Consider the following 26904-nt stretch of genomic DNA (forward strand, 5'->3'; position numbering starts at 1 on the left):
CAAAGGGCAAGAACGTGGTACGGCCAGCGAAGGATCCGGACCAGGTCCCGCTCAGCGCAGTCGCAGCGCGACCGCGCGGGCCTCTTCGTCGGTGAGGGGCAGGAACCAGAGGAAACGGCGAACGATGGCCACCGGATCGGGGCCGCCCGGCTGGCCGCGCAGGTCCCGGATCGCCCGCCAGGTGATCCGGGAGAACTCGGGGATAAGGGTCGCGCGGCGAGCAGCGTCCGTCGGGGTCGCTCGCAGCGCCGGGCAGGGCCAGTCCCGCCCGCAGGCGTCGCACATCCAGAGGGGACCGTCGGCGGTGTGCCCGACCGGCGGGCCGCACCGGGGTCGCCAGCGTGATTCGGGTACGACGTTGGCGGCGCGACCGGAACCACGGTGCGGAGGAATGAGCCGCTCGATGGGGCGGGGCGCGCTCTTGCGCGGCTGCTTCGGCCGGGACGGCAACGGACCGACGGTCGGCTTCGCGTGCTCTCGCGGCTTTTCCTCGGGCATCCTGCGCTCCCTCGTCGATGCTGTCTACACAGCACCCTGCCGAGGGTTGCCAAACAATTACACCGCGTAGAAGTATTTACCTCCGACGTCTGGAACGTTCTGGAGAGTGCGGAGATGAATCGAGCCGTACAGGCGGCCATGGTCGAAAAGGGCTACACAGCGGACAGTCTCGCTGCTCAGATTGGTGTCGATCCGAAGACGGCGGCAAAGTGGGCGAGCAGGGATCGAATTCCCCAGACTCGTCATCGTGCCCGGGTCGCCGAGCTGCTCGGTCGGAACGTCGAGGAGCTGTGGCCGGACGCGCTGAAGCGTCGAACGCCGGCCTGGTTCCGACCCTGGGCCGAGATCGAGCGCGAGGCGCTGTCGCTGCGGTCGTTTCAGCTCGCGTGGATACCGGGCCTGCTTCAGACGAAGGCGTACGCGCTGGCGACGCTGGTCGGCGAGGCGCTGACACCGGCCGAAGCCGACAATCTCGCCGAGGCGCGGCTGAGCCGGCAGGCCATCCTGCGCCGGGAACGCCCGCCGCTCATCGTCGCGGTCCTGGACGAGGGAATCCTCCGGCGCACCATCGACGGCGATCGGGCCATGATGCGTGAGCAGTGCGAGCGGCTGGCCGAACTGGCCGCTCTGCCGAACGTGTCGCTGTTCGTCGTGCCCGCCGACGTCGGCATGTATCCGGGCCTCGGTGGGCCGTTCACCGTGGCCGAGATGCCGGACGGGGCGCGGGTCGCCCACGTCGACAGTCAGGCGCAAGCGCAGCTCATCGACAAGGCGGCCGACGTTGCTACGCTGGACCGACGGTGGGAGCGCATCCGCGATGCAGCCCTGTCTCGTGCGCAGTCCCTTAACCTCATCAGAGAAGCGGCAGCATCATGGACCTGACCGGCGCTCGGTGGCGCAAGAGCAGCAAGAGTGGCAACAACGGCGGCGACTGCGTCGAGGTGGCCGACAACCTCGCGGGCGTCATCGGCGTACGCGACTCCAAGGACCCGGCCGGTCCGACGCTCGCCTTCGACCCGGCGGCCTGGACCCGCTTCCTGGTGCTGGCCAAGCGCGGCTGACCCGGAGGATCCGGCTACCTCGCGAGGTCGTCCGCCCGGTCGAGCAGAGCACGGCGCTCGGCGGCCGAGCCGGCCATCCCGGCGGCCTCCCGGAACAGCGCGGCGGCCCGCAGCCGGTCACCCTGCCGGGCGACCAGATCGGCCCGCACCGCCACGGCGAGCGGGTTACCGTCCAGCCCTCCCCCGGCCTGCGCCGCGTCGAGCAGGCCCAATCCGGCGTACGGCCCGTACGCGTAGCCGTGCGCGACCGCGCGGTTGAGCGCGATCACCGGTGAGGGCCGGATGTCGGCCAGCGCGTCGTAGGCCCGCGCGATCGTCAACCAGTCGGTGGCCTCCGCGGACGGCGCGGTGGCGTGGCAGGCGGCGATCCGGGCCTGCCACGCGTACGGCCCGTCGTGGCGTACCCGAGCAAGGGCGGCCTGGCCCTCGGCGATGGCCGCGCGGTCCCACCGCGCGCGATCCTGCCGCTCAAGGGTGAGCAGGTTGCCTGCGGCGTCGCGACGGGCGTCCCGGCGGGAGTGCTGGAACAGCAGCAGCGCCAGCAGCGCGGCCACCTCGGACTGCTCCGGCATCAACCGGTCGAGCAGCCGGGCCAGCCGGACCGCCTCGTCGGCGAAGGCCGGCTCGCCGTCGACGACGTAGCCCCGGGTGAACAGCAGGTACAGCACGGCGAGCACCCCCGGCAGCCGCTCGGCCAGCGCCGGCCCGCTCGGCACCCGGTACGGGATGCCGGCCTGCGCGATGCGGGTCCGGGCGCGGGTCAGCCGGCGGGTCATCGTCGACTCACTGACCAGCAGGAGCCGGGCGATGTCGGCGGTCGGCACCCCGCAGACGGTCCGCAGGGTCAACGCCACCCGAGCCTCGATCGCGAGCGCGGGATGGCAGCAGGTGAAGATGAGCCGCAGCCGGTCGTCCACCACGTCCTCCCCCGCCGGGGTCTCGGGCCACGCGTCGTCCGGCGCGAGGACCGCCAGTTCGTGCAGCTTGCGGCGCTCGACGGCGGTCCGGCGCAGCACGTCGAGCGCGCGGTTGCGGGCGACGGTCAGCAGCCAGGCGCCGGGGTTCGCCGGCACGCCGTCGCCGGGCCAGCGCTCCAGCGCGACGGCCAGGGCCTCCTGCGCGCAGTCCTCGGCCAACGCCCAGTCGCCGGACACCCGGATCAGGGTCGCGACGATCCGGGGGTACGCGTCGACGCCAGCGGCCGCGACGGCCTGCGCCGCCGCGGCCGCGCCGACGTCGTCGGGCGCACCGGTCGTGGTGTCGGTGCGAGCCATTCGATCAGTCCGACAGGGCACCGAACGGGCGCAGTTCCAGCCGCCCCTCCCGCGCCATCGGGTGGGTACGCGCCACCTCGATGGCCTCGTCGAGGTCGGCGCAGTCGAGCAGGTCGAAGCCCACGATGACCTCCGTGGTCTCGGCGAACGGCCCCTCGGAGACGAGCAGTTCGCCGTCGCGGACCCGGACGGTGGTGGCCGCCGTGGTCGGCGCCAGCACGTTGCCGGTGAGGCGACGGCCGCGGGTGTCGTTGTCGGCCACCCACGTGTGGATGTCGGGCAGCTCGGTCGGGTCGGTGTCCGGTGCGGTGTCGCTGCAAACGAACATCATGAACTTCATCTGGCGCTCCCTCGGGTTTTCCGGGTGTCGCCAGCATGACGAACGGCCGGGGCCGATCCGGACACGGGTGCCCGGAAAATTGCCCCGACCGTCGGTCAGTCCCCGCTGGCGGCGCGCCGGCGAGCCTCGCGGGTCTTCATGGCGTGCTCCATGAGGGTCACGAGCACCTCCTTGCTGGACTCGCGCTGACGGGCGTCGCAGAGCAGCACCGGCACGCCCGGGTCCAGGTTCAGCGCGGTCTGCACCTCGTCGAGCCGGTACTGGCGGGCGCCCTCGAAGCAGTTCACCGCCACCACGAACGGGGTGCCCCGGCCCTCGAAGTAGTCGATCGACGGGAAGCAGTCGGCCAGCCGCCGCGTGTCGGCAAGCACCACCGCGCCGATCGCGCCCAGCGCCAGCTCGTCCCAGACGAACCAGAACCGGTCCTGCCCCGGTGTGCCGAACAGGTAGAGCACCAGGTCGTCGCTGATGGTGATCCGACCGAAGTCCATCGCCACGGTGGTGGTGGTCTTACCCTCCACCCCGGACAGGTCGTCGATGCCGACGCCGGTCTCGGTCAGCACCTCCTCGGTGCGCAACGGCCGGGTCTCGCTCACCGCGCCGACCATGGTGGTCTTGCCCACGCCGAAACCACCGGCGACCAGGATCTTGATCGCGGTGGGCAGTGGCGTCGCTCCCGCCGGCCGGTCAGAGTGCCCGTAGTCCATTGATTACCGCCTCGAAGATGCTGTTGTCGGGAAGACCGGCCGTGGTCTGCGGTTCGCGTACCTGCACGAGGTTGCGGGCCGCCAGATCGCCGAGGAGCACCCGGATGGTCCCCACCGGCAGGTCGAGGTGGGCGGCGATCTCGGCGACGGACTGTATTCGCTGGCACAGGCCGACGATCGCCAGGTGCTCGGGACCGAGACCCACCTCCGGCGTCACGTCGGCACGGGTCGCGGTGACCAGGGAGATCAGGTCGAACGTGCCGGTGACCGGACGGGCACGCCCGCGTGTCACCGCGTACGGGCGCACCACCGGGCCCGCATGGTCATCCACCCACTGATGCTCTGCGGACTCCCCCTGCACCGTCATGGCCGTTACCTCTCGCCAGCCGACTGTTCGGCGCTCCGCGACGGGGAGGCCACGTACTTGCCGACCCGGGTGACGAGCATCGCCATCTCGTACGCGATGAGACCGACGTCGGCGTCCTCGCTGGCGAGAACAGCCAGGCAGGCGTTGCGGCCGGCGGCTGTGACGAACAGGAACGACGACTGCATCTCGATGATGGTCTGCTGCACCTGCCCACCGCCGAAGCGCTTGCCGGCACCCCGGGCCAGGCTCTGGATGCCGGCCGCCATCGCCGCGAGGTGCTCGCCGTCGTCGCGGCTCAACCCCTGTGAGGAAGCCATCAACAGCCCGTCGGTGGAGAGCGCGACCGCATGCTCGGCCTGCTTCACCCGGCCCACCAGATCATCCAGCAACCACGTCAGGTCGGCACTCGAAGCCGTCTTCTGGGCCACTTCGTCGTCCTCTTCTCGCCCGGCAGTTGCGCCGTATTCGTCTTGGGCTTGACCGTCACACCGCGCGGGAACCCGCAGCACCGGCGCTCGGTCAGGTGGCTTGTGGTTCCTCGTCGGTCGGCTCGGACGTGCCGCTCGACGAGGCGTCGGACGCGCCACCGAGCAGTCGCGCCGCGTCGGTCCGACCGCGCCGGGTGCCGGTCTGATACGAGCTCATCATCCGGCGTACCTGCTCCGGCGGCCGTGCCACGTCCTCCTCGTCGGACTCGGTTGCCGCCGCCGGGTCGTCGCGCAGCTCGGGAACGATGTTCGCCTGGCGAACGCGGACCGGCAGGCCCGAGCCGGTCCGGTCTGTCTCGGCCCGCGCCGGAATCGGCCCGCCCTCGCCGCCCGGCCCGCCCTCGCCGCCCGGCTCGCCCTCGCCGCCGCTCGGGCCGCCCCGGTCCACCGCGGGCAGGCCGGTGGGCACCGTCGGGCCCTCCAGGGCCGGCTGGCCCAGGCCACGCCGGGCCCGGGTGGGCAGCTCCGCCGCCGAGGCGCCCAGGGTCGTGCGCTGCCGGGTGGGGAGTACGACGTCGGTGTCGGTTCCGTCCACCTGCTGCTCGGTCGGGGTGCTGCTCTCGGCCGGCACCGGGGCGCCGGGGGTCACCGGCTGCGCCGCGCCCGGACCGCTCGTGTCCGTCGCCGCGGCGGCCACCGCGACCGACGAGAGGCTGGCGGAACGGCCGCCGTCGGCGGGACCGCCGGCGGCCGGCCCCGAAGGCAGCGCGATGGCCGTCGGCCCGACCGGCAACGCGCCGGAGGTCTCCGGGGCGGTCCCGTTCGAGGTGACCAAGTCCAGCGGGATGAGTACGACGGCGGTGGTGCCGCCGTACGCCGACTCCTTGAGCCGGACCCGCACGCCGTGCCGCTCGGTCAGCCGGCTCACCACGTAGAGGCCGAGCCGGGCGGCGTTGGCGAGGTTCAGCTCGGACTGGTCGACGATGCGGTGGTTCGCCGCGGCCAGGTCCTCCTCGCTCATGCCGAGGCCGCGGTCCTCGATCTCGATGGCGAACCCGTTGGCCACGAGCTGGCCACGGACCTCGACGGTGGTGTGCGGCGGTGAGAACGACAGGCCGTTCTCGATCAGTTCGGCGAGCAGGTGGATGATGTCGCCGACCGCCCGGCCGGCGAGCGAGACGGGCCCGAGCGGCAGCACGTTGACCCGGGTGTAGTCCTCCACCTCGGCGACCGCGCCGCGCACCACGTCCACCATGGGGACGTTGCGCCGCCAGGCCCGGCCCGGGGTGGAGCCGGACAGCACGATCAGGTTCTCCGCGTTACGCCGCATCCGGGTGGCCAGGTGGTCGACCCGGAACAGGTCCTCCAACTCCTCCGCGTCGTGTTCACGCCGCTCCATCGCGTCGAGCAGGGTGAGCTGGCGGTGCACCAGCGCCTGCGTACGCCGGGCCAGACTGAGGAACACCTCGCGGACGTTGCGGCGCAGCTCGGCCTGCTCGACGGCGGTGCTCAGGGCGGTCTCCTGGACGGCGTTGAACGCCTTGCCGACCTGGCCGATCTCGTCGGTGCCGAACTCCAGCGGGGGCGCCTCGGTGGCGACGTCGACCTCCTCGCCGCGACCGAGCCGCTCGACCACCCGGGGCAGCCGCTCGTCGGCGAGCTGCCAGGCGGCCTGCCGCAGCCGTTCGAGCTGGCGCAGGAGGGTCCGGGCCGTGGTGATGGAGACGACGACCGAGGCGATGACGGCGAGCAGGCCCAGGCCGGTGGCGAGCACCAGCCGGACGACGACCATCACGGCCACGCCGGTGGCCCGGCCGACGATGCCCTCGCCGCCGTCGGTTACGGCGTCGTTCACCTCGGCCAGCGCCGGCTCGACGGTGCCGCGCCACTGCTCGGCGCTGACCGGCAGTTGGGTGGCCGGCCGGCCCTCGCGGATGATGCTGTCCTGTACGGCGCGTAGCCGGGTGAACGCCTCGCCCTCGACGAGCTGCCGGTAGCGGCGCTGGTCGGCGTCGGCGAGCCGGGCCCGGGTCTCCTCGCCGAGGAACCGCTCGGCGCCGACCAGGCTGACGTAGCGGGCGTACTCCGGGCCGCTGATCCGGCCGTTGCCGAAGAGGCCGCTGAGCAGCGCGTCCTCCTGGGAGATCAGCTCCTTCATCCGGTTGAGCTGGATCAGGGCCGCCGCGTCGGCGGCGATCTCCTTGTCGTCCAGGCTGCCCGTGACGTCGTAGATCCGAAAGATCGATTCGATCGCGTCGGTGTAGGCGTCGGCGGCGGAGATCCGGTCCACCTTGCGGGCGAGCACGTCGGCGCGGGTCTGCTTCAGCCCGTCGACCTGCGCGATCGTGGCGTCCAGCTGGGCGTCGAGCGCCGAGCTGCCGGCCACGTCGACCTGCCAGTTGCGGACCGAGGCGGCGAAGTCCTCGGCCAACCGCGCGGCCTTGCCCTGCTCGGCCTCCAGCGTCGCGCGCTGCTCGGCGTCGGGGTTGCTCAGGTACGCCTGGGTCAGCCGCCGCTCCAACTGGAGCTCCTGCAGCAACGGCTCACTGGGCGTGTAGACCCTGCTGTTGAGCAGCTGGACACCGAGCAGGTTGAAACCGTCCCGCAGGGTCACCCATGCCGCGAACATCCAGAGCGCGACCAGGGAGAGCAGCAGGGCGACAACCTTGGTGCGGATACTCGTACCGCGAGAACGCATTGAACCGTCCCAGGCCGGGGTTGACTCAGCTCATCAACGGGTGATCATGGCAGACGACGTCCCGCCACGGCGGGGCGAACGGGGCTGAGGCTCTGCGTACGCTAGCAGTGTCCACACAACCCCTCAAGTTGTTGTTTTTGTTGTCGCGTAACCACAATCCACCACCGAACGGTCGGCATCCGCCAGATGGACGGAGGCCAGCCGGCAGGCGGCCAGCACCGCCGCGCGAACGATCGCGGTAGGACAGTACAGCTCCTTGCCGTACCACAGTGGAGGGTCGACCCGACCGGACGGCCGGTGCAGGTAGGCGTGGCCGCGCGCCACCGCGTCGTCGACCCGGGGCGCTCCGGTCGGTGCGGCCAGCAGCACCTGCAGGGCGTACGCGGTCTCCTCGGCCGTTCCGCCCCACCGCCCCCACGAGCCGTCGGCGCGTTGGCTGTCCAGCACCCAACGGGCCGCCCGGTCCACCGCCTCGGCCGCCACGCCGCCGCGACCGAACTCCGCCAGGGCCAGCACGCAGCAGGCCGTGGCGTAGTACGGCGAGGCGTGCCACCGGTCCTGCCAGGGGCCGTCGGCGAGCTGGTGTGCCGGCAGCATGATGCTGAGCCGCTCGATCGCCCGGTGGTAGCGCGTGTCCGCGCCGGGGTGCGCGGCCACGTGCTGGCCGAACGCGTCCAGCACGTGCGCGTTGGTGGTGACCGAGAAGCCGTCCTCGCTCCCCGGCCAGGTGCAGAAACCGTCTGCCGTCTCGTACGCCCACAGGCTGGCCGGGTCGGCGGGATGGCCGAGCCGGGCCAGCGCGTCCAGCGTGACCGAGGTGGTGTCGGCGTCGGTCGGCAGGCCCTCGCCGGTGGCGACGCCCTCGGCGGCGGTGGCGGCGGCCAGGGTGCGCAGCACGGTCGCCGGCGGGTTGACCGCGACACCGGCGCGGCGCAGCCCGCCGAGCACCCAGGCCCGCTCGAAGACGGTGATCGGGGCCGGGCAGGGCACCGGCCCGTCGCCCTCGCGGATCAACTCCCGCAGGAAGGCGTGCGCGGCGGGGCCGGCGTCCGGGCCGGCGGCGGTCAGCCAGGCGGCGGTCGCAGCGGGTGAGGCGCCGACGGCGGTGAGCGTCGGCCCGGCGTCGGCCGGTGTCGCGTCCAGCACCTCGTAGAAGTGGGCCAGCTTGGTCGGCAGCGCCGCCCCGGCGGCCACCGCGGCCCGTACCGCGCGCAACCGGTCGGGGCCGAGCCCCGGTGGCAGGGTCAGCGGCGGGTGGGGCAGCCGGTCGGCGGTCGCCCGGTCCAGCCGGGTCAGCCGGTCGTTGATCGACTCGACCAGCGCGGGGACGATGAGGTCCAGCGCCGGGGTGTCCGGCAACGCCCGCGCGTGCGTGGCGAGCAGCCGGCCGGTGAGCGCGTCGAGCCCGCGCGCCACCGGGGCGAGCAGGTCCGGCCCGGACCACCCGCCGTCGGCCAGCGCGGCGAGCAGAGCGTCGGTGGCGCTGAGCGTGGGCACCAGGGCGTACCCCTCGGGCGGGCCCCACGCGCCGTCCGGGCGCTGCTCGCGCAGCAGGAACCCGATCCGCTGGCGGTGTCCCGGCAGCCAGGCCGCACCGGCGACGAGCCGGCCGCTCTCGTACACCGAGGCGGCGACCTGCCCCCACGGCCGCAGCGCGAGGCCGGCGATCAGCTCGCGCGCGGCGTCGGTGGCCGGCTCGGCCAGTACGCGCGGGGAGCCCTCACTCACCGCGTGCCCCCCAGAAGTCCGACAGCTGGTAGAAGCCACCCGTGAAGGAGATCTGCCGGTGCAGGTAGTCCGCCTGGCGGGGGCAGCGTTCGGCGAGGGCGGCCAGGTCGCCGCGGGACCGGGTGGTCAGCTCGGCGAGCCGGGCGTGCACCCGCGCCGGGTCGTCGACCAGCAGCAGGGCGTTCAGATCACCCCACTCGGCGTCCCGCCCGTGCGTGGCGAGGTCGTTGACCAACCGCAGCACCCGCTGCACGCCACGTCCGGCGTCCAGCAGGTCGGTCAACTGGGCGAGGGTCCGCTCGTCGCCGGTGGCGATCCAGTGCGTGACGTTGACGAAGGAGCAGGCGAGGTTGTCGGCGTTGTCCAGATAGCGGTCCAGGTCCGGCAGGCGCCGCCCGGTGGTCGGGTCGGTCGGCAGGTTCTTCCAGTCCCACTCACGCGACACGGCGGCGAGCATCCGCGCCAGCTCGTCGCGCCAGATCGGGCGCAGCCGCGTGAACGCCGGGACGCTCGCCAACTCGTCGCGCAGGTCGGCCAGCAGCCGCGCCAGGTGCCGGCCCGGCGGGGGCGCGGCGCCGTCGGCGACCGCCAGGCAGTCGGTCACGATCGCCCGGACGTCGTCGGCGGACCGGGCGAGGTAGTCGACCTGCCAGTCGGCGGCGAAGACCCAGAGCAGGGTACGGGTGGTGATCCGCAGTTCGGCGGCGGTGTGCCAGGGCGCGGTGAACGCGATCGCGGTGGCCACCGAGCTGAGCAGCGCGGCGTCGAACGGCGCGGCGTCGAAGAGTTCCGGGTGGGCGGCGGTGACGCCCTGCAGGTCGCGGACGCCACGGACGGCGAGCGCGCACACCCGGCCCTGCTCGGCGACCGCGTCGGGCCCGGCCTGCACCGGCCACGGGACCCCGGTCATGACACGACCGGCCGCTCGACCGGAGTGACGATCAGCTCGGCCCGCTGCTTGGGTTGCAGCGAGGCGCCGAGCCGGGGTGTCAGGCCGACGGGCTCGCGCAGTCGGAAGCGGTAGCGACTCAGCACGGTGCTGACGATGAGCTGCGCCTCCAGCAGGAACAGGTACTGCCCGAGGCACTGGTGCGGGCCGCCGCCGAACGGGAAGTAGGAGTAGCGGTAGCGCCGCCGGGGCTTCTCCGGCGCGAAGCGCTCCGGGTCGAACAGCGTCGGGTCGTTCCAGAACGTCGACATCCGCTGGGTGACGTACGGGCTGACCAGCACCGTGCCACCGGCCTTGATCCGCACACCGCCCAGCACGTCGTCGCCGACCGCGGTCCGGGGGATCATCCAGCCGGCCGGGTAGAGCCGCAGCATCTCGTCGAGCACCATGCGGCCGTAGCGCAACTGCGGCAGGTGCTCGCGGCCGACCCGTTCCGCGCCGACCACCTGCTCGATCTCGTCGGTCATCCGCTCGGCCACGTCGGGCCGGGAGGCCAGCACCGGCCACAGCCAGGAGAGCAGGGCGATGGTGGTCTCGGTGGCGGTGGAGAACATCGCCACCACGTCGCCGCGGATCGCGTACTCGTCGGGTTCGCTGCCGTCGGCGCGCGGCCGGCAGAGGGTGGAGATGATGTCGTCGCCGTCGGTGGGCCGGGCCCGGGCCTCCCGGATGATCGGCAGCACCACCTCGTCGATGGTCCGCACGGCCTCGGAGAAGCGTCGGTCGCCGGGCATCGGCACCGCGTACGGCACGAAGGGCACCAGCAGGCGCGGGAGCATCGCGGTGGTGACGGTGTCCAGCGCGGCGCTGATCCGCAGCGCGTCCGGCACGGAGATGCGGTCGGCGAAGAGCACCCGCATGGTGGTCCGCAGCACGATCCGGGTCAGCTCGGCGCCGCCGTCGATCGGGCGGCCGTCGCGGGCGGGCTCCAGCCACTCGTCGACGGCCTCGTTGATCGCCTCGGCCATCCGGTCGACGAGCGTCTCGGCCCGCTTCGCGGTGAACAGCGGTTGCAGCGCGCCGCGGCTGGACTCCCAGATCTCGCCCTCGGCGACCAGGATGGCGTCGCCGACGATCCGGCGGACCGGCCGCCACAGCAGTCCGTCGCCGTCGCGGGTGTAGTTGGCAACGTTGTCCCTCAGCACGCGTTGCAGGTGCTCCGGGTGACTGACGAGGTAGGGGCGGAACGAGCCGAGGTTCAGCCGGACGACCTCGCCGCCAGCGGCGTCCGCGAAGCCGACCAGCGCGCCGAGCGGGTCGCGGACCAGCGCGGGCAGGGCGCGACGGAGCGGGATCATCCGGGGTTCGGTGCTGACGGGGGTGGGGCCGGCATCGGACACCTGGGACATGCAACGTCTCCTCGTCGTTCCGCCGGCCTGGGTTGTCCACTTCGGCCGGTCGGGACTGTGGAACTTTCACCTTCTGGGCGACGGAAGCATCTCACCAATTCGGGGGCACCTCTAGACCTGTGACCGGTGAGATTCCACCGACACGCCCAACGGACATCGATGGCGATGGCCGGCCTGAGTCCTGAGTGGATAGTCAGGATGCGGCACCGATGCAGGTCGCACCCGTGCACGTTGAGGTCGCAGCCGCCGGCGAGCCCACGGGACGGCGGGTCCGTGGGCTGCTCGGCCAGCGGGCCCGCCCGCCGGGTCGCACCCGGGCGATCCCAGAGGGCGGGCGGCGCGGACGCGCCAGGACGCACCGGTACCTGCGAATCCGGGCGATGTCGGGCACCCTGTGCCAGGCTCTGTGGCATGGACGACAAGACCATCCTGAACCGGATCTCCGAGCTGGTCGACGAGGAACACCGGCTGCGCGCGGACGCCCAGGCCCACGAGTCGGGCACCGAGGGCGAGGCCAGCGAGCGGCTGCGCGCCCTGGAGGAGTCCCTCGACCAGTGCTGGGACCTGCTACGCCGCCGTCGGGCCGCCCGAACCACCCACGGCGACCCGGACTCCCAGGGCGAACGCCCCAAGCCCGAGGTCGAGCGCTACCTGCAGTGACGGGTACGGGCGGGGGGGGGGGGGGCCGGCGGGGCCCCCCCCCCCCGCTCCGGTCAGCGGATGCCCGCCTCCCGCAGCAGCTCCCCCGTCAGAGCACCGGGGTCGACCTGCTCGGCGCCCAGCCCCCGGGCCACGAACCAGGCGCTGACCACCCGCACGTCGCGGGCCAGGAACTCGGGCCCCTGCGGGTTCGCCACCACGTCGACCACCTGCGGCAGATCGATCACGACCAGCCGCCCGGAGTGCACGAGCAGGTTGTACGGCGACAGGTCGCCGTGGGCGTAGCCGGCCCGGGCCAGCACGCGCAGCGCCTCGACCAGCTGACCCCACAGGTCGCGCAGCTCGGCCGGGCCGGGCCGCAGCTGGGCCAGTCGGGGCGCGGCCAGCCCCGACTCGGCGTCGCCGACGAACTCCAACATCAGTTCGGTGCCCCGCAACTGCACGGGGTACGGCACGGCGATCCGGTCGTGCCCGGCGCCGATCTCCCAGAGCCGGGCCAGCGCGGCGAACTCGGCCGCCGCCCACTGCCCGGCGATCATCTGCCGGCCGAAGGCCGTCCGGCCGGCCATCGCCCGGTTCTCCCGGGACCGCCGCACCCGGCGCCCCTCCAGGTAGCCGGCGTCGCGGTGGAACAGCCGGTGCTCGGCGTCCCGGTATCGCTTGACCGCCAGCAGGCAGGAGCGGTCCGTGTCCGGTACCGCCCGGCGGACCAGGTGGACGTCCGCCTCCTTACCGGTCTTCAACACACCCAGTTCGGTGTCCTTGGCGGCCAGCTCGGTGACCAGCCACTGCGGATGCGGCGCAGGGCCGTGCACGGCGTCGTCCCACGACGACCAGCGTTCGCCGGTGGCCGGGTCAGGATCGCCGTCGGGGTCGGCGAGCGGCTCGGTGGGCCGCCCGCGCTTCAGAAACTGCGGTTCGTCGTCGTCGAAGCGGCTCTTGCCGCGGCTGCGGCGCTCCAGCGCCGGCAGGTCATGATCGCGCACTGTGGTGAGGTTCCCTTGGTCGAGGCTGAGTTAGGCAGCTGGAAGCGACCTGCGAAGACGGCCATGACCAACCCCCTCTCCTCGACCGGGCGTACGCCCGGGTGCACGATGCGCCGCCCATGCTGCCGTCGCCCCGACGGCCGGTCAATCGAATTACCGCTGCCGCCGCCCGGCCGGTGCGCGCCGCGTCCGGCGGCGGCGAACCGCGTCAGCTCGCGAGCACCGTGGCGACCGCGGCGATCAGCCCGTCCACCGTGCGGCTCGGCGCGAACCGGACGTCCGACCAGGTCCGTCCCCGGTGCAGCCAGACGCTGGGCAACCCGACGGCGGCAGCGCCGCCGATGTCCGCCTCCGGGCTGTCGCCGACCACCCAGGCGCCGCGCAGCGGCATCCGGACCCGCTGCGCGGCGAGCGCGAAGATCCGCGGGTTGGGCTTGCTGACCCCGGCCTCCTCGGAGATCACCCAGTCGGCGACGTACCGGTCCAGGCCGGTACGGCGGATCTTGGCGTCCTCGACGCGTACGGTGCCGTTGCAGACCACCACCGGCACCCAGCCCGCGTCGTCGGCGATCCGCAGCGCGCAGGCGGTCAGCGGATCGAGGCGGGTCTGCGCCACCACCCCGTCGTGCAGCTCCTCCACCAGGTCGATCGAGGGGATCCGCAGCTCGTAGCGGTCCCGGATCGCGTCGGCCAGGTCCCAGCGGTCGGTCAACCCGTCCGCGTCGATCGAGAGCAGCCAGTCGATGTCGGTGGGGGGCGCGCCGATACCGTCCAGGAAGCGCTCACCCCAGCGGCGGAACGGCCCGGCCCGATCCAGCAGGGTGTTGTCCAGGTCCAGCAGGAGCAGTGGCACTCGGGCACCCTACGGGACCGACGTGTCCGCCAACAGATCCCGCGGGTGTCGACCTGACGGTGGGCTCAACCGGTCAGCGACACCCGTGGGCCGCCCTGGCTCGGCAGCAGATCGGCGAGCATCGAATGGGCCGACCGGGTGGCCGTGAGCGCGGCCGGATCGAGGGTCGCCACCAGCACCGCCGTGCCCTCGTCAGCGCCCCGGGCGAGCGTACGTCCCTGCGGGTCGTAGATCGCCGCGCCGCCGTTGAACCGCCACGGGTCGCCGCCGCCGACCGCGTTGGCGAAGACCACGAACATCGTGTTGTCCAGGGCCCGCGCGGCGTAGTACAGGTCCCGGCGGTGCTCGGAGCCGGCCAGGTAGCCGCTGGGGCACAGGTAGGCGTGCGCGCCGTCGAGCGCGGCGGCCCGGCCGTGCTCGGGGAAGCAGCCGTCGTAGCAGATGCCCAACCCGAGCCGCCAGTCGTCGACCAGCAGCGTGGCGCCCCGACCGCCGGGGCTGAACAGCTCGCGCTCGTCGCCCCACAGCTGCTGCTTGTCGTACCCGACCCGGATCGCGCCGGCGCGGTCGACCACAAGGGCGGCGATGGTGCGCCGACCGTCCGGGTGCCGCGCCGCCGCCCCGACCACCACGGTGATCCCGGCCGTCCGCGCCGCGGCGCGCAACGGGTCGAGCCGACCGTCGGCGACCACCCCGGCCGGGTCGGCCACGACGTCGGTGCCGACCGGGTCGGCGGCGAGGGTCGGCGGGTGGTACGCGCACAGGTACAGCTCGGGGAGGACGACCACCCGGGCGCCCTGTCCGGCGGCCTGACGGACCAACTCGGCGACGGCCGTCGCGTTGCCGGCGACATCACCGGGTACGGGGGCGGCCTGGACGGTGGCGACGGTCAGCGCCGCGGTGGGCGTGGGGTGAGGCGGGGTCACCGGAGGATGGTAAACGGCACCGCACCAAGCCGTACGTACGGTTTGCATAGGCCGGGGGTGACCTGCGACGATCGACGTGTGCCCAGAGTAAGCCAGGACCAGCTCGACGCGCGCCGGCAGGAGATCCTCGCCGCCGCGCGGGCGTGTTTCGCGCGGCTCGGCTACGAGGGGGCGACCGTCCGCCGCCTCGAGGAGGCCACCGGGCTGTCCCGGGGCGCCATCTTCCACCACTTCCGGGACAAGGACTCGCTCTTCCTCGCCGTCGCGGAGGATGACGCCGCCGCCATGGTCGAGACGGTGGCCCGCAACGGTCTGGTGCAGGTGATGCGCGATCTGCTGGCCCGCGCGGTCTCCCCCGACACCACCGGCTGGCTGGGCAGTCAACTGGAGGTCTCCCGCCGGCTGCGCACCGACCCGGCGTTCGCCAAGCGCTGGGCCGAACGGTCCGCCGCGATCGCCGAGGCGACCCGCGACCGGCTGGCCCGCCAACGCGACGCCGGGGTGCTGCGCGAGGACGTACCGATCGACGTGCTGGCCCAGTTCCTGGAGCTGGCCTACGACGGCCTGGTGCTGCACCTGGCGATGGGCCGACCGGCCGGCGACCTGGGCCCGGTGCTCGACCTGGTCGAGGAGGCGGTCCGCCGCCGCTGAGCGCCGGCCGCACCGTCGCCTGGTCGAGGAGGCCGTCCGCCGCCGCTGAACGCCGGCCGCGCACCGGGACGGGGACCGTGGCGGTCGTGCTCCACAATGGGGCCGCCGATCCCTCCGGCGACAGGAGCAGTCGATGATCGTCCACGCCGCGTCGGGCGACACCTGGGGCATCCCCGGCCCGACCTTCCTCCGGCTCTACCTCGTGGCGGTCGCCGTCGTGGTCGCCCTCGCGGTGCTGCACCGGGTACGCCTCGCCACCGAAGGCGGGCAGGCCGCCGCCGACCCGCTCGGCCCGCAACAGGTCGCGTACCTCAACGGTGGGCCCGCACTCGCCGTGCACGCCGCGCTCGGCGGGCTCCGCGGCAGCGGGGCGATCGGCGTACGGCCGGACCGCCGGCTGACCACCGTCGGGGCGGCGCCGACGGGGCTCACCCCGTTGGACAACGCCATCCACTGGGCGGCCCACCAGCACTCCCGCGTCCGGGACCTGGGCCAGAACGAACGGGTGGTCGCCGCGCTCGACCAGCTCCGCACCGGCCTCGAAGAGCGTGGCCTGCTCGTGAGCCCGACGCGACGGGCCACCGCACGGCGGTGGGCACGGCTCCTCGCCGCGCTGCTGGTGCTCGGCGTCGTACGGCTGTTCGCCGGCCTGGCCAACGGGCGGCCCGTGGGCTACCTGCTGCTCACCCTGGTCGGGGTGCTGGTGGCGGTGCTGCTGCTCTGGCGGGTGCCGCAGACCAGCCGGGCCGGTCGCGCCGCGCTGCGCGACCTGCGAAAGCGGCACACCCACCTGGCCCCCGCCTCGTCCCCCGCGTACGCAACCTACGGCGCGGCCGGCGCGGCGATGGGCGTGGCGCTGTACGGCACCGCGTCCCTCTGGGCGATCGACCCGGGCTTCGCCGAGCAGGCCGAGATCCAGCGGCAGGCCATCGCCAGCAGCGGCTGGTCCTCGGGCACCAGCACCGGGTCATCGGGCACCGCCGGCAGCTCGTGTGGCGGCGGCAGCTCCTGCGGTGGCGGTGGCGGCGGTGGCGGCGGATGCGGCGGCGGTGGGTGCGGCGGATGACCGCCCCGTACGGCGTCGGCATCGGCTGGCGTCCCGAGATCGCCGGTTTCGTGGCCGAGCTGCCCGGGTTGCGCTTCGTCGAGGTGGTGGCCGAGTCGGTGCCGGCGACCGGGCCGCTGCCGCCGGGGCTGGCGCAGCTGCCCGAGCGCGGCGTGACCGTCGTACCGCACGGGGTGCGGCTCTCCCTCGGCGGCGCCGAGCCGGTCGACCCGACCCGCGTCGCCCACCTGGCCGCCGTCGCGCAGCGGATGGACGCCCCGCTCGTCAGCGAGCACATCGCGTTCGTGCGGGCCGGCGGGCTGGAGGCCGGGCATCTGCTGCCGCTGCCGCGCAGCCGGGAGGCGGTCGACGCGGTCTGCGCCAACGTGGCCCGGGCGCAGGCCGAGCTGCCCGTGCCGATCGCGCTGGAGCCGATCGCCGCCCTGTTCGACTGGCCCGACGACGAGCTGGACGAGGCGGACTTCCTCACCGAGATCCTCGACCGCACCGGCGCGCTGCTGCTGCTGGACATCGCCAACGTGCATGCCAACGCCCGCAACCGGGGCAGCGACCCGCTCGCGCTGCTCGACCGGCTGCCGTTGGACCGGATCGGTTACGTGCACGTGGCCGGCGGGGCCGAGCACGGCGGGTTCTACCACGACACGCACACCGATCCGGTGCCGCCGGAGGTGCTGGAGCTGGTCCGCGCGCTCTGCGCCCGGCAGCGGCCACCGGCGCTCCTGCTGGAACGCGACGGCGGTTATCCACCGGCCGCCGAGCTGCGCGCCGAGCTGGACGCCCTGGCCACCGCCGCCGGCTTCCCGGCCGTGACGTGACGGGCACCGACCCCCGCGCCGGGCTCGCCGCACGGCAGGCGGAGCTGGTGGCGACGCTGGTCGCCGGAGGTCCGCCGCCGGCGGGCTTCGCGGCCGGGCCGCTGGCCGCCACCCGGGCGGCGCTGCGACGCAAACGGGCCGGTGAGGTCGCCCGGCACTGGCCGCTGCTCGCCGCCGGCCTCGGCACGGCCTGGCCGGCGACCTTCGCCGACTGGGCCGCCGAGCGCCCCACCGCCGGGTCCCTGCGCGACGGCTGGGACCTGGCCCGGGCGCTGCGCGACCGCGACGCGCTGCCGCCGGCCGGCGCCGAGGAGCTGGCCGTCCGCGAGGCGGGCCTGCGCTACGACGGGCGTCGGGCGCCGCGTCCGCGCCGGCTGCCGGCCGTGGCCCGCGCCGGCGGGGCCGTCGCGGTGCAGATCGCCGGTCGGGTACGCCTGGTGCGCCCCGCCGCGCGTCCGCCCGCCCACGTTGGCGGGCCCGAGCCGGATGCGGCAGGATCGGCGACATGGATCTCGGACTGACCGACCGGGTGTACGTGCTCACCGGCGCCTCCCGCGGCCTGGGCTACGCGACGGCGCAGTGCCTGGTCGCCGACGGCGCGCGGGTGGTGCTCTCGGCCCGCGACGCCGACGCCGTCGACGCCGCCGCCGATGCGCTGGGTGGCCCGGACCGGGCGGTCGGCGTCACCGCCGACCTGGCCGACCCGCAGACCCCGGAGCGGCTCGTCGCGGCGGCCCGGAAACACTTCGGCCGGATCGACGGCGCGCTCATCTCGGTCGGTGGCCCACCCGCCGGTAATGCGGCGTCGATCACCGACGAGCAGTGGCGGCACTCCTTCGAGACCGTCTTTCTGGGCACCGTCCGCGCGGCGCGCACCGTCGCCGCCGCGCTGCCCGACGGGGGCGCGATCGGGCTGGTGCTCTCCACCTCGGCCCGCGGCCCGGTGCCCGGCCTGGGCATCTCCAACGGCCTGCGGCCCGGCCTGGTCGGCGTCGCCAAGGACATCGCCGACGACTACGGCCCGCGTGGCGTACGGGTGGTGGGCCTGCTGCCCGGCCGGATCCTGACCGACCGCAACCGGGAGCTGTTCGCCGCCACCGGTGACCCGGAGCGCGCCCGCGCCGAGGCGGAGGCGAGCATCCCGTTGCGACGCCTCGGCGACCCGGCCGAGTTCGGCCGGGTGGCCGCGTTCGTGCTCTCCCCCGCCGCCAGTTACCTGACCGGCCTCACCGTGCCGGTCGACGGCGGCGCGCTGCGCGGCCTGTGACACCCGGCGCTCCGACACCCGGCGGCCGGGCCGTCGCTTCGACACCCGGCGGGCGAAGCGGCGCTCCCGCACCCGGCGGGCGAAGCGGCGCTCCCGCACCCGGCGGGCGAGCCGGCGCTTCGACGCCCGGCGGGGGCGGCCGAGGCGGGGATGTGCCGCCCGCGCTGGGAGGTCGTGCGGGTGCCGCGCATCCACGGCCGAGCAAGGCGGACCTGGCCGCCGCCACCGACCGGACCATCCCCGACGTGCTCGCGCCCGAGCTGTCGGTGCTCTTCGTCGGGATCAACCCGGGCCTCTGGTCGGCCGCCACCGGCTGGCACTTCGCCCAGCCTGGCAACCGGTTCTGGCCGGCACTGCACCTGGGCGGGTTCACTCCCCGGCTGCTGCACCCGAGCGAGCAGGGCGAGTTGCCGGCCCTCGGGCTCGGCATCAGCAACATGGCGGCTCGGGCCAGCGCCCGCGCCGACGAGCTGAGCGCCGAGGAGCTGCTGGACGGCGCCGTGATCCTGACCGACAAGGTGACCCGGTACCGGCCGCGCTGGGTGGCCGTGGTCGGGGTGACCGCGTACCGGATCGGCTTTCAGCGGCCGAAGGCCGCCTTCGGGCCGCAGCCGGAGTCGCTGGCCGGGGCGCGGCTGTGGGTGCTGCCGAACCCGAGTGGCCTGAACGCGCACTTCACGCCGGTCACGCTGGGGGCCGCGTTCGCCGAGCTACGCGAAGCGACCGGCCTGCCGGACCGTCGCCCGGACTGACGCACCCGGCCATTGATCGACTCGACTTCATGGAAGTCGGGCTGTCGACGCGACCGGGACACCCCCGATTCCAGGAACCCGAGTCGATCAACGCTCGGGGGCGTGGGTGTGTTCGTAGCCGAGTAACCCACTCCTGGGCTGCCGCTTCCACTGGTCCCCCCACCATGATCGACAGGTTCGTTCCATCGTGGACTGGGGACGAACGCCACATGGCCGACGACTGCAAGCCTGGGCTGGAGGAGCTGCTCGCCTCGCGGCTGTGGCCCGCGGTCCTCGTCCCGCTCGGTGCGCTCGCCGCGCTGGTCGCCGCTGGCATCTGGCTGGCGCCCACCTTCCCGTTCGTACCGGTCGCTCTTCTGCTCACCACTGTGGTGGTGGCCTGGCGACAGCGGGGCGACGCCCTGTTGGCCGACGAGACCGGACTGTGGATTCGGCGCCGTGGCCGGGTCACTCGCCGCTACCGATGGGAGGAGATCCGCGAAGCTGGCCTGACCCGGCCGGGCTTCGGTCAGGTCGCCCTGGCTGTCTACCCCAACGGCGGGCCGTGGGACGTGCCCGGCCCCAACAGCGCGGTCCTCGTGGGTCGCATCTGGATGCTGCGCAAGCCCGACCGGCAGATCACCGACCGGGTCAACGCGTTGCTGCGCTCGCGGGGCGTGCGCACGATCGACTCGCCGCACCCCCCGATCGACACCTGACGGGTCAGTTGGCGGCGGCGGGTGGCATCGCCTCGTCGGCGACGTACGTGCCCAGGGGCATGACCACCGGCTCGGAGCCGGTCGCGTCCACGAAGGGCCGGGGCGAGTCGGCGACCGCGAACTGGGTGCGGTACAGCTCGGCGTAGAGCCCGCCGACCGCGACCAGCTCGTCGTGGCGGCCCCGCTCGACGATCCGCCCGCCGTCGAGCACGAGGATCTGGTCGGCGTCGCGGACGGTGGAGAGCCGGTGCGCGATCACCAGGGCGGTACGCCCGGCCAGCGCCACCGACAGCGCCCGCTGCACGGCCGCCTCGCTCTCCGAGTCCAGGTGTGCGGTCGCCTCGTCGAGGATCACGATCGACGGGGCCTTGAGCAGCAGGCGGGCGATGGCGATGCGCTGCTTCTCGCCGCCGGAGAAGCGGTAGCCGCGCTCCCCCACCGTGGTGTCCAGCCCGTCGGGCAGCGACCGGACGAGGTCGGCGACCTGGGCGCCGGCGAGCGCCGCCCAGATCTCGTCGTCGGTGGCGTCCGGCTTGGCGTACCGCAGGTTCTCGGCGATCGTCTCGTGGAACAGGTGCGAATCCTGGGTGACGACGCCGATCTCGTCGCGCAGGGAGGCGAGCGTGGCGTCGCGCACGTCCGTCCCGCCGACGAGCACCTGGCCGTCGGTGACGTCGTAGATGCGGGAGATGAGCATGGACAGCGTCGACTTGCCGGCGCCGGACGGGCCGACGAGGGCGACCATCTGCCCCGGCTCGACGCTGAACGAGACGCCCTTGAGCACCGGCTCGTTGACGGTCCGGTCGAGGGTGGCGACCTCCTCCAGCGACGCGAGGGAGATCTCGGCGGCGCTCGGGTAGCGGAAGCGGACGTCGCGGAAGTCGACGCGACCGTTGCCGCGGTGCACCGGCACCGCGTCGGGCTTCTCGACGATGCCGGGTTCGAGGTCGAGCACCTCGAAGACGCGGTCGAAGGAGACCAGCGCGCTCATCACGTCCACCCGGACGTTGGAGAGCGCGGTGAGCGGCCCGTACAGCCGCGTGAGCAGCAGCGCGAGGGTCACCACGGTGCCCGCGCTGACGCCGCCGGTGACGGCGAGCCACCCGCCGAGGCCGTAGGTGAGCGCCTGCGCCAGCGAGGCGACCAGCAGCATCGCCACGAAGAACGTCCGGGAGTACATGGCGGACTGGATGCCGATGTCACGCACCCGCTCGGCCCGGTCGGCGAACCGGCGGGCCTCGATCTCGGGCTGGCCGAACAGCTTCACCAGCAGCGCGCCGGCCACCCCGAACCGCTCGGTCATGGTCGCGCTCATCTTGGCGTCGAGGTTGTACGCCTCGCGCGTGATGTCGGCCAGCCGCCGCCCGACCCGTCGCGCCGGGATGATGAAGATCGGCAGCAGCACCAGCGAGAGCGCGGTGATCTGCCAGGAGAGGGTGAACATCACCGCGGCGGTGAGGACCAGTTGGATGACGTTGCTGACCACACCGGACAGGGTGGAGGTGAACGCCCGCTGGGCGCCCAGAACGTCGTTGTTGAGCCGGCTGACCAGGGCACCGGTCTGGGTGCGGGTGAAGAACTGCAGCGGCATCCGCTGCACGTGGTCGTAGACCCGGGTACGCAGGTCGAGGATGATGCCCTCGCCGATGCGGGCCGAATACCACCGCTGGGCCAGCGACAGCAGCGCGTCGGCGACCGCCAGCCCGGCGATGAACAGGGCCAGCTGGACCACGAGTCGGCCGGCCTCGCTGCCGCCCCGGTTGATCGCGTTGATGACGTCACCGGCGAGCACCGGCGTGGCCACGCCGATGATGGCGGCCAGCACCACGGTGGCCAGGAAGACGATGATGTCGCGCCGGTAGGGCTGGGCGAAGGCCACGATGCGGCGGGCCACGCCGTGCTTGAGCCGGTGGGTGGAGACCTCGTCGCGGTTACGCATCGACCGGAGCATGCTCCACCCGGCCATGCCACCGCCGGACATCGGGTTGGACACCGCTCACCTCCGGGTCGTCGGGTGGACCACACACGTCAGGTCAATTCTCCCGACGACTCTGACAACCTCGGTCGTAACCCGGATCTTCCCGTACGGTCCTTACTATTCTCCTCGGCCGGTCAGATCCCGCAGGCGGCGGGTCTGCGCCTCCCGCTCGGCGCGTTGCTGGTCGGCGTGCGACCGCCCCGCAGCGCCGGCGAGCAGGGCCTTGATCTCCACCACCGCGTCGCGGGCCCCGGCCAGCAGGCCCGCGGTCAGGTCACGGACCGCGCCGTCCAGCTCGGCCGGTGGTACGACAAGAGTGGCCAAGCCGATCCGGTCCGCCTCGGCGGCGTCCAGCCGGCGGCCGGTCGCGCAGATCTCCAGCGCCCGGGAATAGCCGACCAGCTCGACGAGGCGCTTCGTGCCGGCCAGGTCGGGCACCAGCCCGAGGGTCACCTCGGCCATCGACAACTTCGCGTCGGCGGCCAGGACCCGCAGGTCACAGGCCAGCGCGAGTTGGAAACCGGCGCCGATCGCGTGCCCCTGCACGGCGGCCACGGAGATGACGTCCGGCCGGTGCAGCCAGGTGAAGCCGGCCTGGAACGCCGCGATCTGGTCGGCGCACTCCTGCTCGGGCAGCGTGGCCAACTCGGCGAACGACCCCGGGCCGGAGGCGCCAGCAACCGCGAGGTCGAGGCCGGCGGAGAACGCACGCCCCTCGCCACGCACCACCACCACCCGGACGTCGCCGGGCAGGTCGCGGGAGAAGTCGCTCATCGCGCGCCACATCGCCGGCGTCTGGGCGTTGAGCACGTCGGGCCGGCACAACGTCACCGTGGCAACCGGCCCGTCGCAGGTCAGCCGAACCCCGGTCGCCTCGGCGGTCACCGGGCTGCCCGGGGCGCGGCGCTGGTGAACGACGCGAAGGGGCGGGTCACGCCTTCTTGCGGCGCCGGGCACCGCCGCGCTGACGCAGCTGAACCCCGGACTCGGTGAGCACTCGGTGAATGAACCCGTAGGAACGGCCGGTCGAGGCCGCCAGCGCGCGGATGCTCTCCCCCGAGGTGTACCGCTTTACCAGGTCCTTGGCGAGCGTCTGACGCTCGGCTCCGACGATCCGGCGACCCTTCTCAGTGCTGGTGGCTGTGCCAGTGGCTGCCATGCTGTGTCCTCACGTCCCAGACTGTGCGGTTCGGATACGGTCCCACCTATTAGACCGCCTCGGACGATCATGCGCCAGATATCAACTCTTCGCCAACCGACACGCTATGCAATGTCAGCTTCCCGATAGAGTGATCCTCGCGATCGGTCCCGGCACACCGTCCGGAAGGGCCACCGCCGAGCGGCGACGCCTCGGCCCGTACGCTCCCGGGCGTGATCGACCTGCTGGGTACGGCGGCCGGAGCGGCGGTGGTCTTCGCCGCCACCGACATCGACGACATCGTCATCCTCACGCTGTTCTTCGTGGCGGCCCGCACCACCGGCCGGCCCCGCACCTGGCAGATCGTCGCCGGCCAGTACCTCGGCATCGGCGCGCTCGCGCTGGCCAGCGCGGTGGTCGCCGCCGGGCTGCTGGTCGTGCCGGACCCGTGGACCGGGCTGCTCGGCCTGCTGCCGATCGCGCTGGGCGTCCGCGCGCTGCGCGATTCGGACGACGACGAGCCGGCAACGGTCGTCACCGGCGCACTCGGCGTGGCCGGGGTGACCATCGCCAACGGCGCCGACAACGTGGCCGTCTACGTACCCGTGTTCCGGGCTCTCGGCCCCGGCGACAGCGCGGTCTTCCTGCTGGTCTTCGTGGTGCTCGTCGGCCTGTGGTGCGCCGCCGCGGCCTGGCTGGGTGGGCACCGCCGGGTGGTCCGGCTGGTGGAGCGCGCCGGCCACTGGCTGGTGCCGACGATCTTCGTCGCCATCGGCGTGGTGATCCTGGTCAGCTCCGGCGTGCTCGGCCGGCTGGTGGACCTGCTCGGCTGAGGCGGACCCGCCCCCTGCCGCCGCGGGCGGCCCGAGCCGGGCCGGTCAGGCCAGCTCGACCAGTTCGAGGAGGTCGTCGCTCCAGGCGTCCTCGTCGCCGTCGGGCAGCAGGATCGCGCGGTCGGGCTTGAGCGCGAGCACCGCGCCCGGGTCGTGCGTGACCAGCACGATGGCGCCCGGGTAGTTGGCAATCGCGTCGAGCACCTGCTCGCGGCTGACCGGGTCGAGGTTGTTCGTCGGCTCGTCGAGCAGCAGCACGTTGGCGCCGGAGCAGACCAGGGTGGACAGCGCCAGCCGGGTCTTCTCGCCGCCGGAGAGCACCCCGGCCGGCTTGTTCACGTCGTCGCCGGAGAACAGGAACGCGCCGAGGATCTTGCGCAGGTCGGTGTCGGACTGCTCGACGGCGGCGGCCCGCATGTTCTCCAGCACCGTCCGCTCCACGTCCAGCGTCTCGTGCTCCTGGGCGTAGTAGCCCAACCGCAGCCCGTGCCCCGCGTGCACCTCGCCGGTGTCCGGGGTGAGCAGCCCGCCGAGCATCCGCAACAGCGTCGTCTTGCCGGCGCCGTTGAGCCCGAGGATGGCCACCCGGGAACCCCGGTCCACCGCGACGTTGACGTCGGTGAAGATCTCCAGCGAGCCGTACGACTTGGACAGGCCGGTCGCGGTGAGCGGCGTCTTGCCGCACGGGGCGGGGCTGGGGAAGCGCACCTTGGCCACCCGGTCGGCGACGCGCACCTCCTCCAGGCCGGAGATCAGCTTCTCGGCGCGGCGGGCCATGTTCTGCGCGGCGACGGTCTTGGTGGCCTTGGCCCGCATCTTGTCGGCCTGCGCCATCAGCGCGCCGGCCTTCTTCTCCGCGTTGGCCCGCTCCCGGCGGCGGCGGCGCTCGTCGGTCTCGCGGGCCTCCAGGTACGCCTTCCAGCCCAGGTTGTAGACGTCGATCACGCTTCGGGTGGCGTCGAGGAACCAGACCTTGTTGACCACCGACTCCAGCAGCGCGCCGTCGTGGGAGATCACGATGAGGCCGCCCTTGTGGTTGGCGAGAAAGCCGCGCAGCCAGGTGATCGAGTCCGCGTCGAGGTGGTTCGTCGGCTCGTCGAGCAGCAGGATGCCGCCGCCGTTCTCACCGGCGTCGCGGAACAGGATCCGGGCCAGCTCGATGCGGCGGCGCTGACCGCCGGAGAGGGTGCCGATGGTCTGGGCGAGCGCGCGGTCCGGCAGCCCCAGGTTGGCGCAGATCCGGGCGGCCTCGGCCTCGGCCGCGTACCCGCCCAGGGCGGCGAACTGGTCCTCCAGCGCGCCGTAGCGGCGGACCAGCTTGTCGCTGGCGTCCTCGGCCAGTTGGGCCTCGATCTCCTTCATCTGCGCCATCAGCACGTCCAGGCCGCGGGCGGAGAGCACCCGGTCGCGGCCGGTCACCTCCAGGTCGCCCGTGCGCGGGTCCTGTGGGAGGTAGCCGATGGCGCTGCGCTGGTCGATCTGCCCGCCGTACGGCTGCCCCTCGCCGGCGAGCACCTTCAGGGTGGTGGTCTTGCCGGCACCGTTGCGGCCGACCAGGCCGATCCGGTCACCGGGCTGCACGCGCAGCGTGGTGTCGGACAGCAGGATCCGGGAGCCGGCACGCAGCTCCAGGCCGGTGGCAGTGATCATCTCGTGGGACTCGCTCTCGGGGTCTGGAAGGCTGACTCAGGGCACGCGAAAGCGCCGGCGGGCGGTGGGCCCGTCGGCGCGGGGCGGTTCAGCCTTCGCAGCGCGGCACGGGGACAAGTGTACCGGGCGCTCCCCGGCGACCCGCCCGGATTACCAATCAAGATCATCGGGTACCGGAACGCCTGTCCGGACCCCGTCCGGCACTGAAACGACGAAACGACATACACCAGACATTCACCGGCATACGGCGATCGGGGTCAGCATGGAACTCAACGAGCAGGCCGAGCTCGACACCTCCCAGGCCAAAGACCTGGGTCGGGGCAGCGGCGGCGGGTCGGGCGGCGGCATCGGCATCCCCATCCCGGGAGGCGGCGGCCGGGGCGGCATCATCGGCATCGTGGTAGCCGTGATCATCGCCCTGCTCGGCGGGGGCTTCGGCCTCAATGCCATGACCAATGGGGACGACGGTGGACAGGCCGGAGGCGAGGACCTGGACCAGGTGTGCTCCACCGCGAACCCGGACCGCCTCCAGGACGCGCGCTGCCGCAACCTGCTCTACGTCAACAGCATCCAGGGATACTGGCAGAAGGCGTACCCGGAGCTGGGCAACGGCACGTACGAGCCCACCATCACCAACTTCTTCCAAGAGGCCGTGAACACCGGCTGCGGGCAGGCCGACTCGGGCGTCGGCCCGTTCTACTGCCCCGCCGACAAAAAGGTGTACATCGACCTGAGCTTCTACGACGAGCTGGCCACCCGGTTCGGCGCCAAGGGCGAGTTCGCCCAGCCGTACGTGCTCGCCCACGAGTACGGCCACCACATCCAGAACCTGCTCGGCACCAACGCCAAGGCCGGCCAGGGCGACCAGAGCGGCCCCCGCTCGGCGTCGGTGCGGCTGGAGTTGCAGGCCGACTGCTACGCGGGCGCCTGGGCCAAGCACGCCAGCGAGAGCAAGGACAGAACCGGCGAGAAGCCACTGTTCAAGTCGATCACCGAGGCCGACGTCAGTCAGGCCATCGATGCCGCCGAGGCGATCGGTGACGACAGCATCCAGGAACGCTCCGGCGGCCGGGTCAACCCGGACCAGTTCACCCACGGCACGTCCGAGCAGCGCAAGCGCTGGTTCAGCCAGGGCTACGACCAGGGCGACCCGAAGACCTGCGACACCTTCGGCACCGACCAGCTCTGACATCCTAAGACCGCCCCGAACAGCAACGTCAACTGCACCGAGG

General features: G+C 73.2%; 29 protein-coding genes. 12 read left to right on the plus strand and 17 right to left on the minus strand.

The features are described 5' to 3' along the window. Positions 1-51: 51 nt before the first annotated feature. Entirely contained in the window at positions 52-498 is a 447-nt protein-coding gene (locus AB0J68_RS03895; protein WP_363935988.1) for a hypothetical protein, read from the minus strand. A 114-nt stretch (positions 499-612) separates the two neighbouring features. Between AB0J68_RS03895 and AB0J68_RS03900 the strand changes: the two genes are divergently transcribed. Both AB0J68_RS03900 and AB0J68_RS03905 read left to right on the plus strand, forming a co-directional pair. Beyond that, positions 613-1380 (plus strand): helix-turn-helix transcriptional regulator, encoded by a 768-nt coding sequence (locus tag AB0J68_RS03900; protein ID WP_363935990.1) that lies wholly within the window; start codon positions 613-615, stop codon positions 1378-1380. Next, the gene (locus AB0J68_RS03905; RefSeq protein ID WP_210917330.1) at positions 1371-1559 is read left to right on the plus strand and encodes a DUF397 domain-containing protein; all 189 of its coding nucleotides are present in this window, start codon (positions 1371-1373) and stop codon (positions 1557-1559) included. Before AB0J68_RS03900 ends, AB0J68_RS03905 begins: the two co-directional genes overlap by 10 nt. Positions 1560-1573: 14 nt before the next feature. On the opposite strand, the gene AB0J68_RS03910 is transcribed toward AB0J68_RS03905, so the two are convergent. The 9 genes from AB0J68_RS03910 to AB0J68_RS03950 all read right to left on the minus strand — a co-directional run bounded on the left by AB0J68_RS03910 (position 1574) and on the right by AB0J68_RS03950 (position 11345). Beyond that, positions 1574-2833, minus strand: coding sequence for a sigma-70 family RNA polymerase sigma factor (locus AB0J68_RS03910; RefSeq protein ID WP_363935993.1), 1260 nt, complete (start codon positions 2831-2833; stop codon positions 1574-1576). Positions 2834-2837: 4 nt separating this feature from the next. Next, positions 2838-3164, minus strand: coding sequence for a YciI family protein (locus AB0J68_RS03915; protein WP_354861789.1), 327 nt, complete (start codon positions 3162-3164; stop codon positions 2838-2840). A gap of 104 nt (positions 3165-3268) precedes the next feature. Beyond that, entirely contained in the window at positions 3269-3880 is a 612-nt protein-coding gene (locus AB0J68_RS03920) for an ATP/GTP-binding protein (RefSeq protein WP_355053540.1), read from the minus strand. After that, positions 3861-4247 carry a DUF742 domain-containing protein gene (locus AB0J68_RS03925; protein WP_007462630.1) on the minus strand — a complete coding sequence of 129 codons (387 nt, stop codon included), beginning with the start codon at positions 4245-4247 and terminating at the stop codon, positions 3861-3863. Before AB0J68_RS03925 ends, AB0J68_RS03920 begins: the two co-directional genes overlap by 20 nt. 5 nt (positions 4248-4252) lie before the next feature. Then, positions 4253-4675, minus strand: coding sequence for a roadblock/LC7 domain-containing protein (locus AB0J68_RS03930; protein WP_354861787.1), 423 nt, complete (start codon positions 4673-4675; stop codon positions 4253-4255). 91 nt (positions 4676-4766) lie between these two features. Beyond that, a complete protein-coding gene (locus AB0J68_RS03935; RefSeq protein WP_363935996.1) occupies positions 4767-7373 on the minus strand; it encodes a nitrate- and nitrite sensing domain-containing protein in 2607 nt (868 codons plus the stop codon). A 123-nt stretch (positions 7374-7496) separates the two neighbouring features. Further along, positions 7497-9101 carry a prenyltransferase/squalene oxidase repeat-containing protein gene (locus AB0J68_RS03940; protein WP_363935999.1) on the minus strand — a complete coding sequence of 535 codons (1605 nt, stop codon included), beginning with the start codon at positions 9099-9101 and terminating at the stop codon, positions 7497-7499. Beyond that, positions 9094-10011 carry a terpene synthase family protein gene (locus AB0J68_RS03945; RefSeq protein WP_363936001.1) on the minus strand — a complete coding sequence of 306 codons (918 nt, stop codon included), beginning with the start codon at positions 10009-10011 and terminating at the stop codon, positions 9094-9096. Before AB0J68_RS03945 ends, AB0J68_RS03940 begins: the two co-directional genes overlap by 8 nt. Then, positions 10008-11345, minus strand: coding sequence for a cytochrome P450 (locus AB0J68_RS03950; RefSeq protein WP_354861786.1), 1338 nt, complete (start codon positions 11343-11345; stop codon positions 10008-10010). The genes AB0J68_RS03945 and AB0J68_RS03950 overlap by 4 nt, the downstream gene beginning before the upstream one ends. A 465-nt stretch (positions 11346-11810) precedes the next feature. On the opposite strand from AB0J68_RS03950, the gene AB0J68_RS03955 reads away from it, so the two are divergent. Next, positions 11811-12059 (plus strand): DUF2630 family protein, encoded by a 249-nt coding sequence (locus AB0J68_RS03955; RefSeq protein ID WP_354861771.1) that lies wholly within the window; start codon positions 11811-11813, stop codon positions 12057-12059. 53 nt (positions 12060-12112) lie between these two features. On the opposite strand, the gene AB0J68_RS03960 is transcribed toward AB0J68_RS03955, so the two are convergent. The 3 genes from AB0J68_RS03960 to AB0J68_RS03970 all read right to left on the minus strand — a co-directional run bounded on the left by AB0J68_RS03960 (position 12113) and on the right by AB0J68_RS03970 (position 14824). Next, a complete protein-coding gene (locus AB0J68_RS03960) occupies positions 12113-13045 on the minus strand; it encodes an RIO1 family regulatory kinase/ATPase (RefSeq protein WP_354861745.1) in 933 nt (310 codons plus the stop codon). 208 nt (positions 13046-13253) lie between these two features. Further along, positions 13254-13898 (minus strand): HAD family hydrolase, encoded by a 645-nt coding sequence (locus AB0J68_RS03965; RefSeq protein ID WP_354829501.1) that lies wholly within the window; start codon positions 13896-13898, stop codon positions 13254-13256. 65 nt (positions 13899-13963) lie between these two features. Beyond that, positions 13964-14824: a carbon-nitrogen hydrolase family protein gene (locus tag AB0J68_RS03970; protein ID WP_363936004.1), complete on the minus strand. Its 861-nt coding sequence runs from the start codon at positions 14822-14824 to the stop codon at positions 13964-13966. 78 nt (positions 14825-14902) lie between these two features. On the opposite strand from AB0J68_RS03970, the gene AB0J68_RS03975 reads away from it, so the two are divergent. The 7 genes from AB0J68_RS03975 (at position 14903) to AB0J68_RS04005 (ending at position 20073) form a co-directional block, all read left to right on the plus strand. Further along, entirely contained in the window at positions 14903-15475 is a 573-nt protein-coding gene (locus AB0J68_RS03975) for a TetR/AcrR family transcriptional regulator (RefSeq protein ID WP_234591495.1), read from the plus strand. Between the two features lie 133 nt (positions 15476-15608). Beyond that, positions 15609-16541 carry a TIGR04222 domain-containing membrane protein gene (locus tag AB0J68_RS03980; protein WP_354861743.1) on the plus strand — a complete coding sequence of 311 codons (933 nt, stop codon included), beginning with the start codon at positions 15609-15611 and terminating at the stop codon, positions 16539-16541. Next, positions 16538-17356, plus strand: coding sequence for a DUF692 domain-containing protein (locus AB0J68_RS03985; protein ID WP_355067630.1), 819 nt, complete (start codon positions 16538-16540; stop codon positions 17354-17356). Before AB0J68_RS03980 ends, AB0J68_RS03985 begins: the two co-directional genes overlap by 4 nt. After that, entirely contained in the window at positions 17353-17877 is a 525-nt protein-coding gene (locus AB0J68_RS03990; RefSeq protein WP_363936008.1) for a hypothetical protein, read from the plus strand. Before AB0J68_RS03985 ends, AB0J68_RS03990 begins: the two co-directional genes overlap by 4 nt. Then, the gene (locus AB0J68_RS03995; protein WP_363936009.1) at positions 17862-18623 is read left to right on the plus strand and encodes an SDR family oxidoreductase; all 762 of its coding nucleotides are present in this window, start codon (positions 17862-17864) and stop codon (positions 18621-18623) included. Before AB0J68_RS03990 ends, AB0J68_RS03995 begins: the two co-directional genes overlap by 16 nt. A gap of 152 nt (positions 18624-18775) precedes the next feature. Beyond that, on the plus strand, positions 18776-19375 hold the full coding sequence (mug, locus tag AB0J68_RS04000) for a G/U mismatch-specific DNA glycosylase (RefSeq protein ID WP_363936011.1): 600 nt from the start codon (positions 18776-18778) through the stop codon (positions 19373-19375). 209 nt (positions 19376-19584) lie between these two features. Beyond that, positions 19585-20073, plus strand: a complete 489-nt coding sequence (locus AB0J68_RS04005; protein WP_354861733.1) for a hypothetical protein — start codon at positions 19585-19587, stop codon at positions 20071-20073. Between the two features lie 4 nt (positions 20074-20077). Here the strand turns inward: AB0J68_RS04005 and AB0J68_RS04010 are convergent, their stop codons facing one another. The 3 genes from AB0J68_RS04010 to AB0J68_RS04020 form a co-directional block, all read right to left on the minus strand. Continuing rightward, a complete protein-coding gene (locus AB0J68_RS04010) occupies positions 20078-22054 on the minus strand; it encodes an ABC transporter ATP-binding protein (RefSeq protein WP_363936018.1) in 1977 nt (658 codons plus the stop codon). A gap of 114 nt (positions 22055-22168) precedes the next feature. Further along, positions 22169-22936 (minus strand): enoyl-CoA hydratase/isomerase family protein, encoded by a 768-nt coding sequence (locus AB0J68_RS04015; RefSeq protein ID WP_354861732.1) that lies wholly within the window; start codon positions 22934-22936, stop codon positions 22169-22171. Positions 22937-22982: 46 nt separating this feature from the next. After that, positions 22983-23210, minus strand: a complete 228-nt coding sequence (locus tag AB0J68_RS04020) for a helix-turn-helix domain-containing protein (RefSeq protein ID WP_007462679.1) — start codon at positions 23208-23210, stop codon at positions 22983-22985. 212 nt (positions 23211-23422) lie between these two features. Here AB0J68_RS04020 and AB0J68_RS04025 point away from each other — a divergent pair, with 212 nt between their 5' ends. Beyond that, positions 23423-24022, plus strand: coding sequence for a cadmium resistance transporter (locus AB0J68_RS04025; RefSeq protein WP_363936014.1), 600 nt, complete (start codon positions 23423-23425; stop codon positions 24020-24022). Positions 24023-24067: 45 nt separating this feature from the next. Here AB0J68_RS04025 and AB0J68_RS04030 read toward each other — a convergent pair whose 3' ends face one another. Continuing rightward, positions 24068-25672: an ABC-F family ATP-binding cassette domain-containing protein gene (locus AB0J68_RS04030; RefSeq protein ID WP_354861729.1), complete on the minus strand. Its 1605-nt coding sequence runs from the start codon at positions 25670-25672 to the stop codon at positions 24068-24070. 262 nt (positions 25673-25934) lie between these two features. Between AB0J68_RS04030 and AB0J68_RS04035 the strand changes: the two genes are divergently transcribed. After that, on the plus strand, positions 25935-26861 hold the full coding sequence (locus tag AB0J68_RS04035; RefSeq protein ID WP_355067623.1) for a neutral zinc metallopeptidase: 927 nt from the start codon (positions 25935-25937) through the stop codon (positions 26859-26861). The last annotated feature ends 43 nt before the right edge of the window (positions 26862-26904 follow it).

Source organism: Micromonospora sp. NPDC049580 (assembly GCF_040675595.1).
Taxonomy (GTDB): domain Bacteria; phylum Actinomycetota; class Actinomycetes; order Mycobacteriales; family Micromonosporaceae; genus Micromonospora.

Bases quoted from the DNA above. Each gene is read 5' to 3' on its own strand.
- AB0J68_RS03895 (WP_363935988.1), bottom strand. From the start codon at position 498: ATGCCCGAGGAAAAGCCGCGAGAGCACGCGAAGCCGACCGTCGGTCCG.
- AB0J68_RS03900 (WP_363935990.1), top strand. From the start codon at position 613: ATGAATCGAGCCGTACAGGCGGCCATGGTCGAAAAGGGCTACACAGCG.
- AB0J68_RS03905 (WP_210917330.1), top strand. From the start codon at position 1,371: ATGGACCTGACCGGCGCTCGGTGGCGCAAGAGCAGCAAGAGTGGCAAC.
- AB0J68_RS03910 (WP_363935993.1), bottom strand. From the start codon at position 2,833: ATGGCTCGCACCGACACCACGACCGGTGCGCCCGACGACGTCGGCGCG.
- AB0J68_RS03915 (WP_354861789.1), bottom strand. From the start codon at position 3,164: ATGATGTTCGTTTGCAGCGACACCGCACCGGACACCGACCCGACCGAG.
- AB0J68_RS03920 (WP_355053540.1), bottom strand. From the start codon at position 3,880: ATGGACTACGGGCACTCTGACCGGCCGGCGGGAGCGACGCCACTGCCC.
- AB0J68_RS03925 (WP_007462630.1), bottom strand. From the start codon at position 4,247: ATGACGGTGCAGGGGGAGTCCGCAGAGCATCAGTGGGTGGATGACCAT.
- AB0J68_RS03935 (WP_363935996.1), bottom strand. From the start codon at position 7,373: ATGCGTTCTCGCGGTACGAGTATCCGCACCAAGGTTGTCGCCCTGCTG.
- AB0J68_RS03945 (WP_363936001.1), bottom strand. From the start codon at position 10,011: ATGACCGGGGTCCCGTGGCCGGTGCAGGCCGGGCCCGACGCGGTCGCC.
- AB0J68_RS03955 (WP_354861771.1), top strand. From the start codon at position 11,811: ATGGACGACAAGACCATCCTGAACCGGATCTCCGAGCTGGTCGACGAG.
- AB0J68_RS03980 (WP_354861743.1), top strand. From the start codon at position 15,609: ATGATCGTCCACGCCGCGTCGGGCGACACCTGGGGCATCCCCGGCCCG.
- AB0J68_RS03985 (WP_355067630.1), top strand. From the start codon at position 16,538: ATGACCGCCCCGTACGGCGTCGGCATCGGCTGGCGTCCCGAGATCGCC.
- AB0J68_RS03995 (WP_363936009.1), top strand. From the start codon at position 17,862: ATGGATCTCGGACTGACCGACCGGGTGTACGTGCTCACCGGCGCCTCC.
- AB0J68_RS04005 (WP_354861733.1), top strand. From the start codon at position 19,585: ATGGCCGACGACTGCAAGCCTGGGCTGGAGGAGCTGCTCGCCTCGCGG.
- AB0J68_RS04010 (WP_363936018.1), bottom strand. From the start codon at position 22,054: ATGTCCGGCGGTGGCATGGCCGGGTGGAGCATGCTCCGGTCGATGCGT.
- AB0J68_RS04020 (WP_007462679.1), bottom strand. From the start codon at position 23,210: ATGGCAGCCACTGGCACAGCCACCAGCACTGAGAAGGGTCGCCGGATC.
- AB0J68_RS04030 (WP_354861729.1), bottom strand. From the start codon at position 25,672: ATGATCACTGCCACCGGCCTGGAGCTGCGTGCCGGCTCCCGGATCCTG.
- AB0J68_RS04035 (WP_355067623.1), top strand. From the start codon at position 25,935: ATGGAACTCAACGAGCAGGCCGAGCTCGACACCTCCCAGGCCAAAGAC.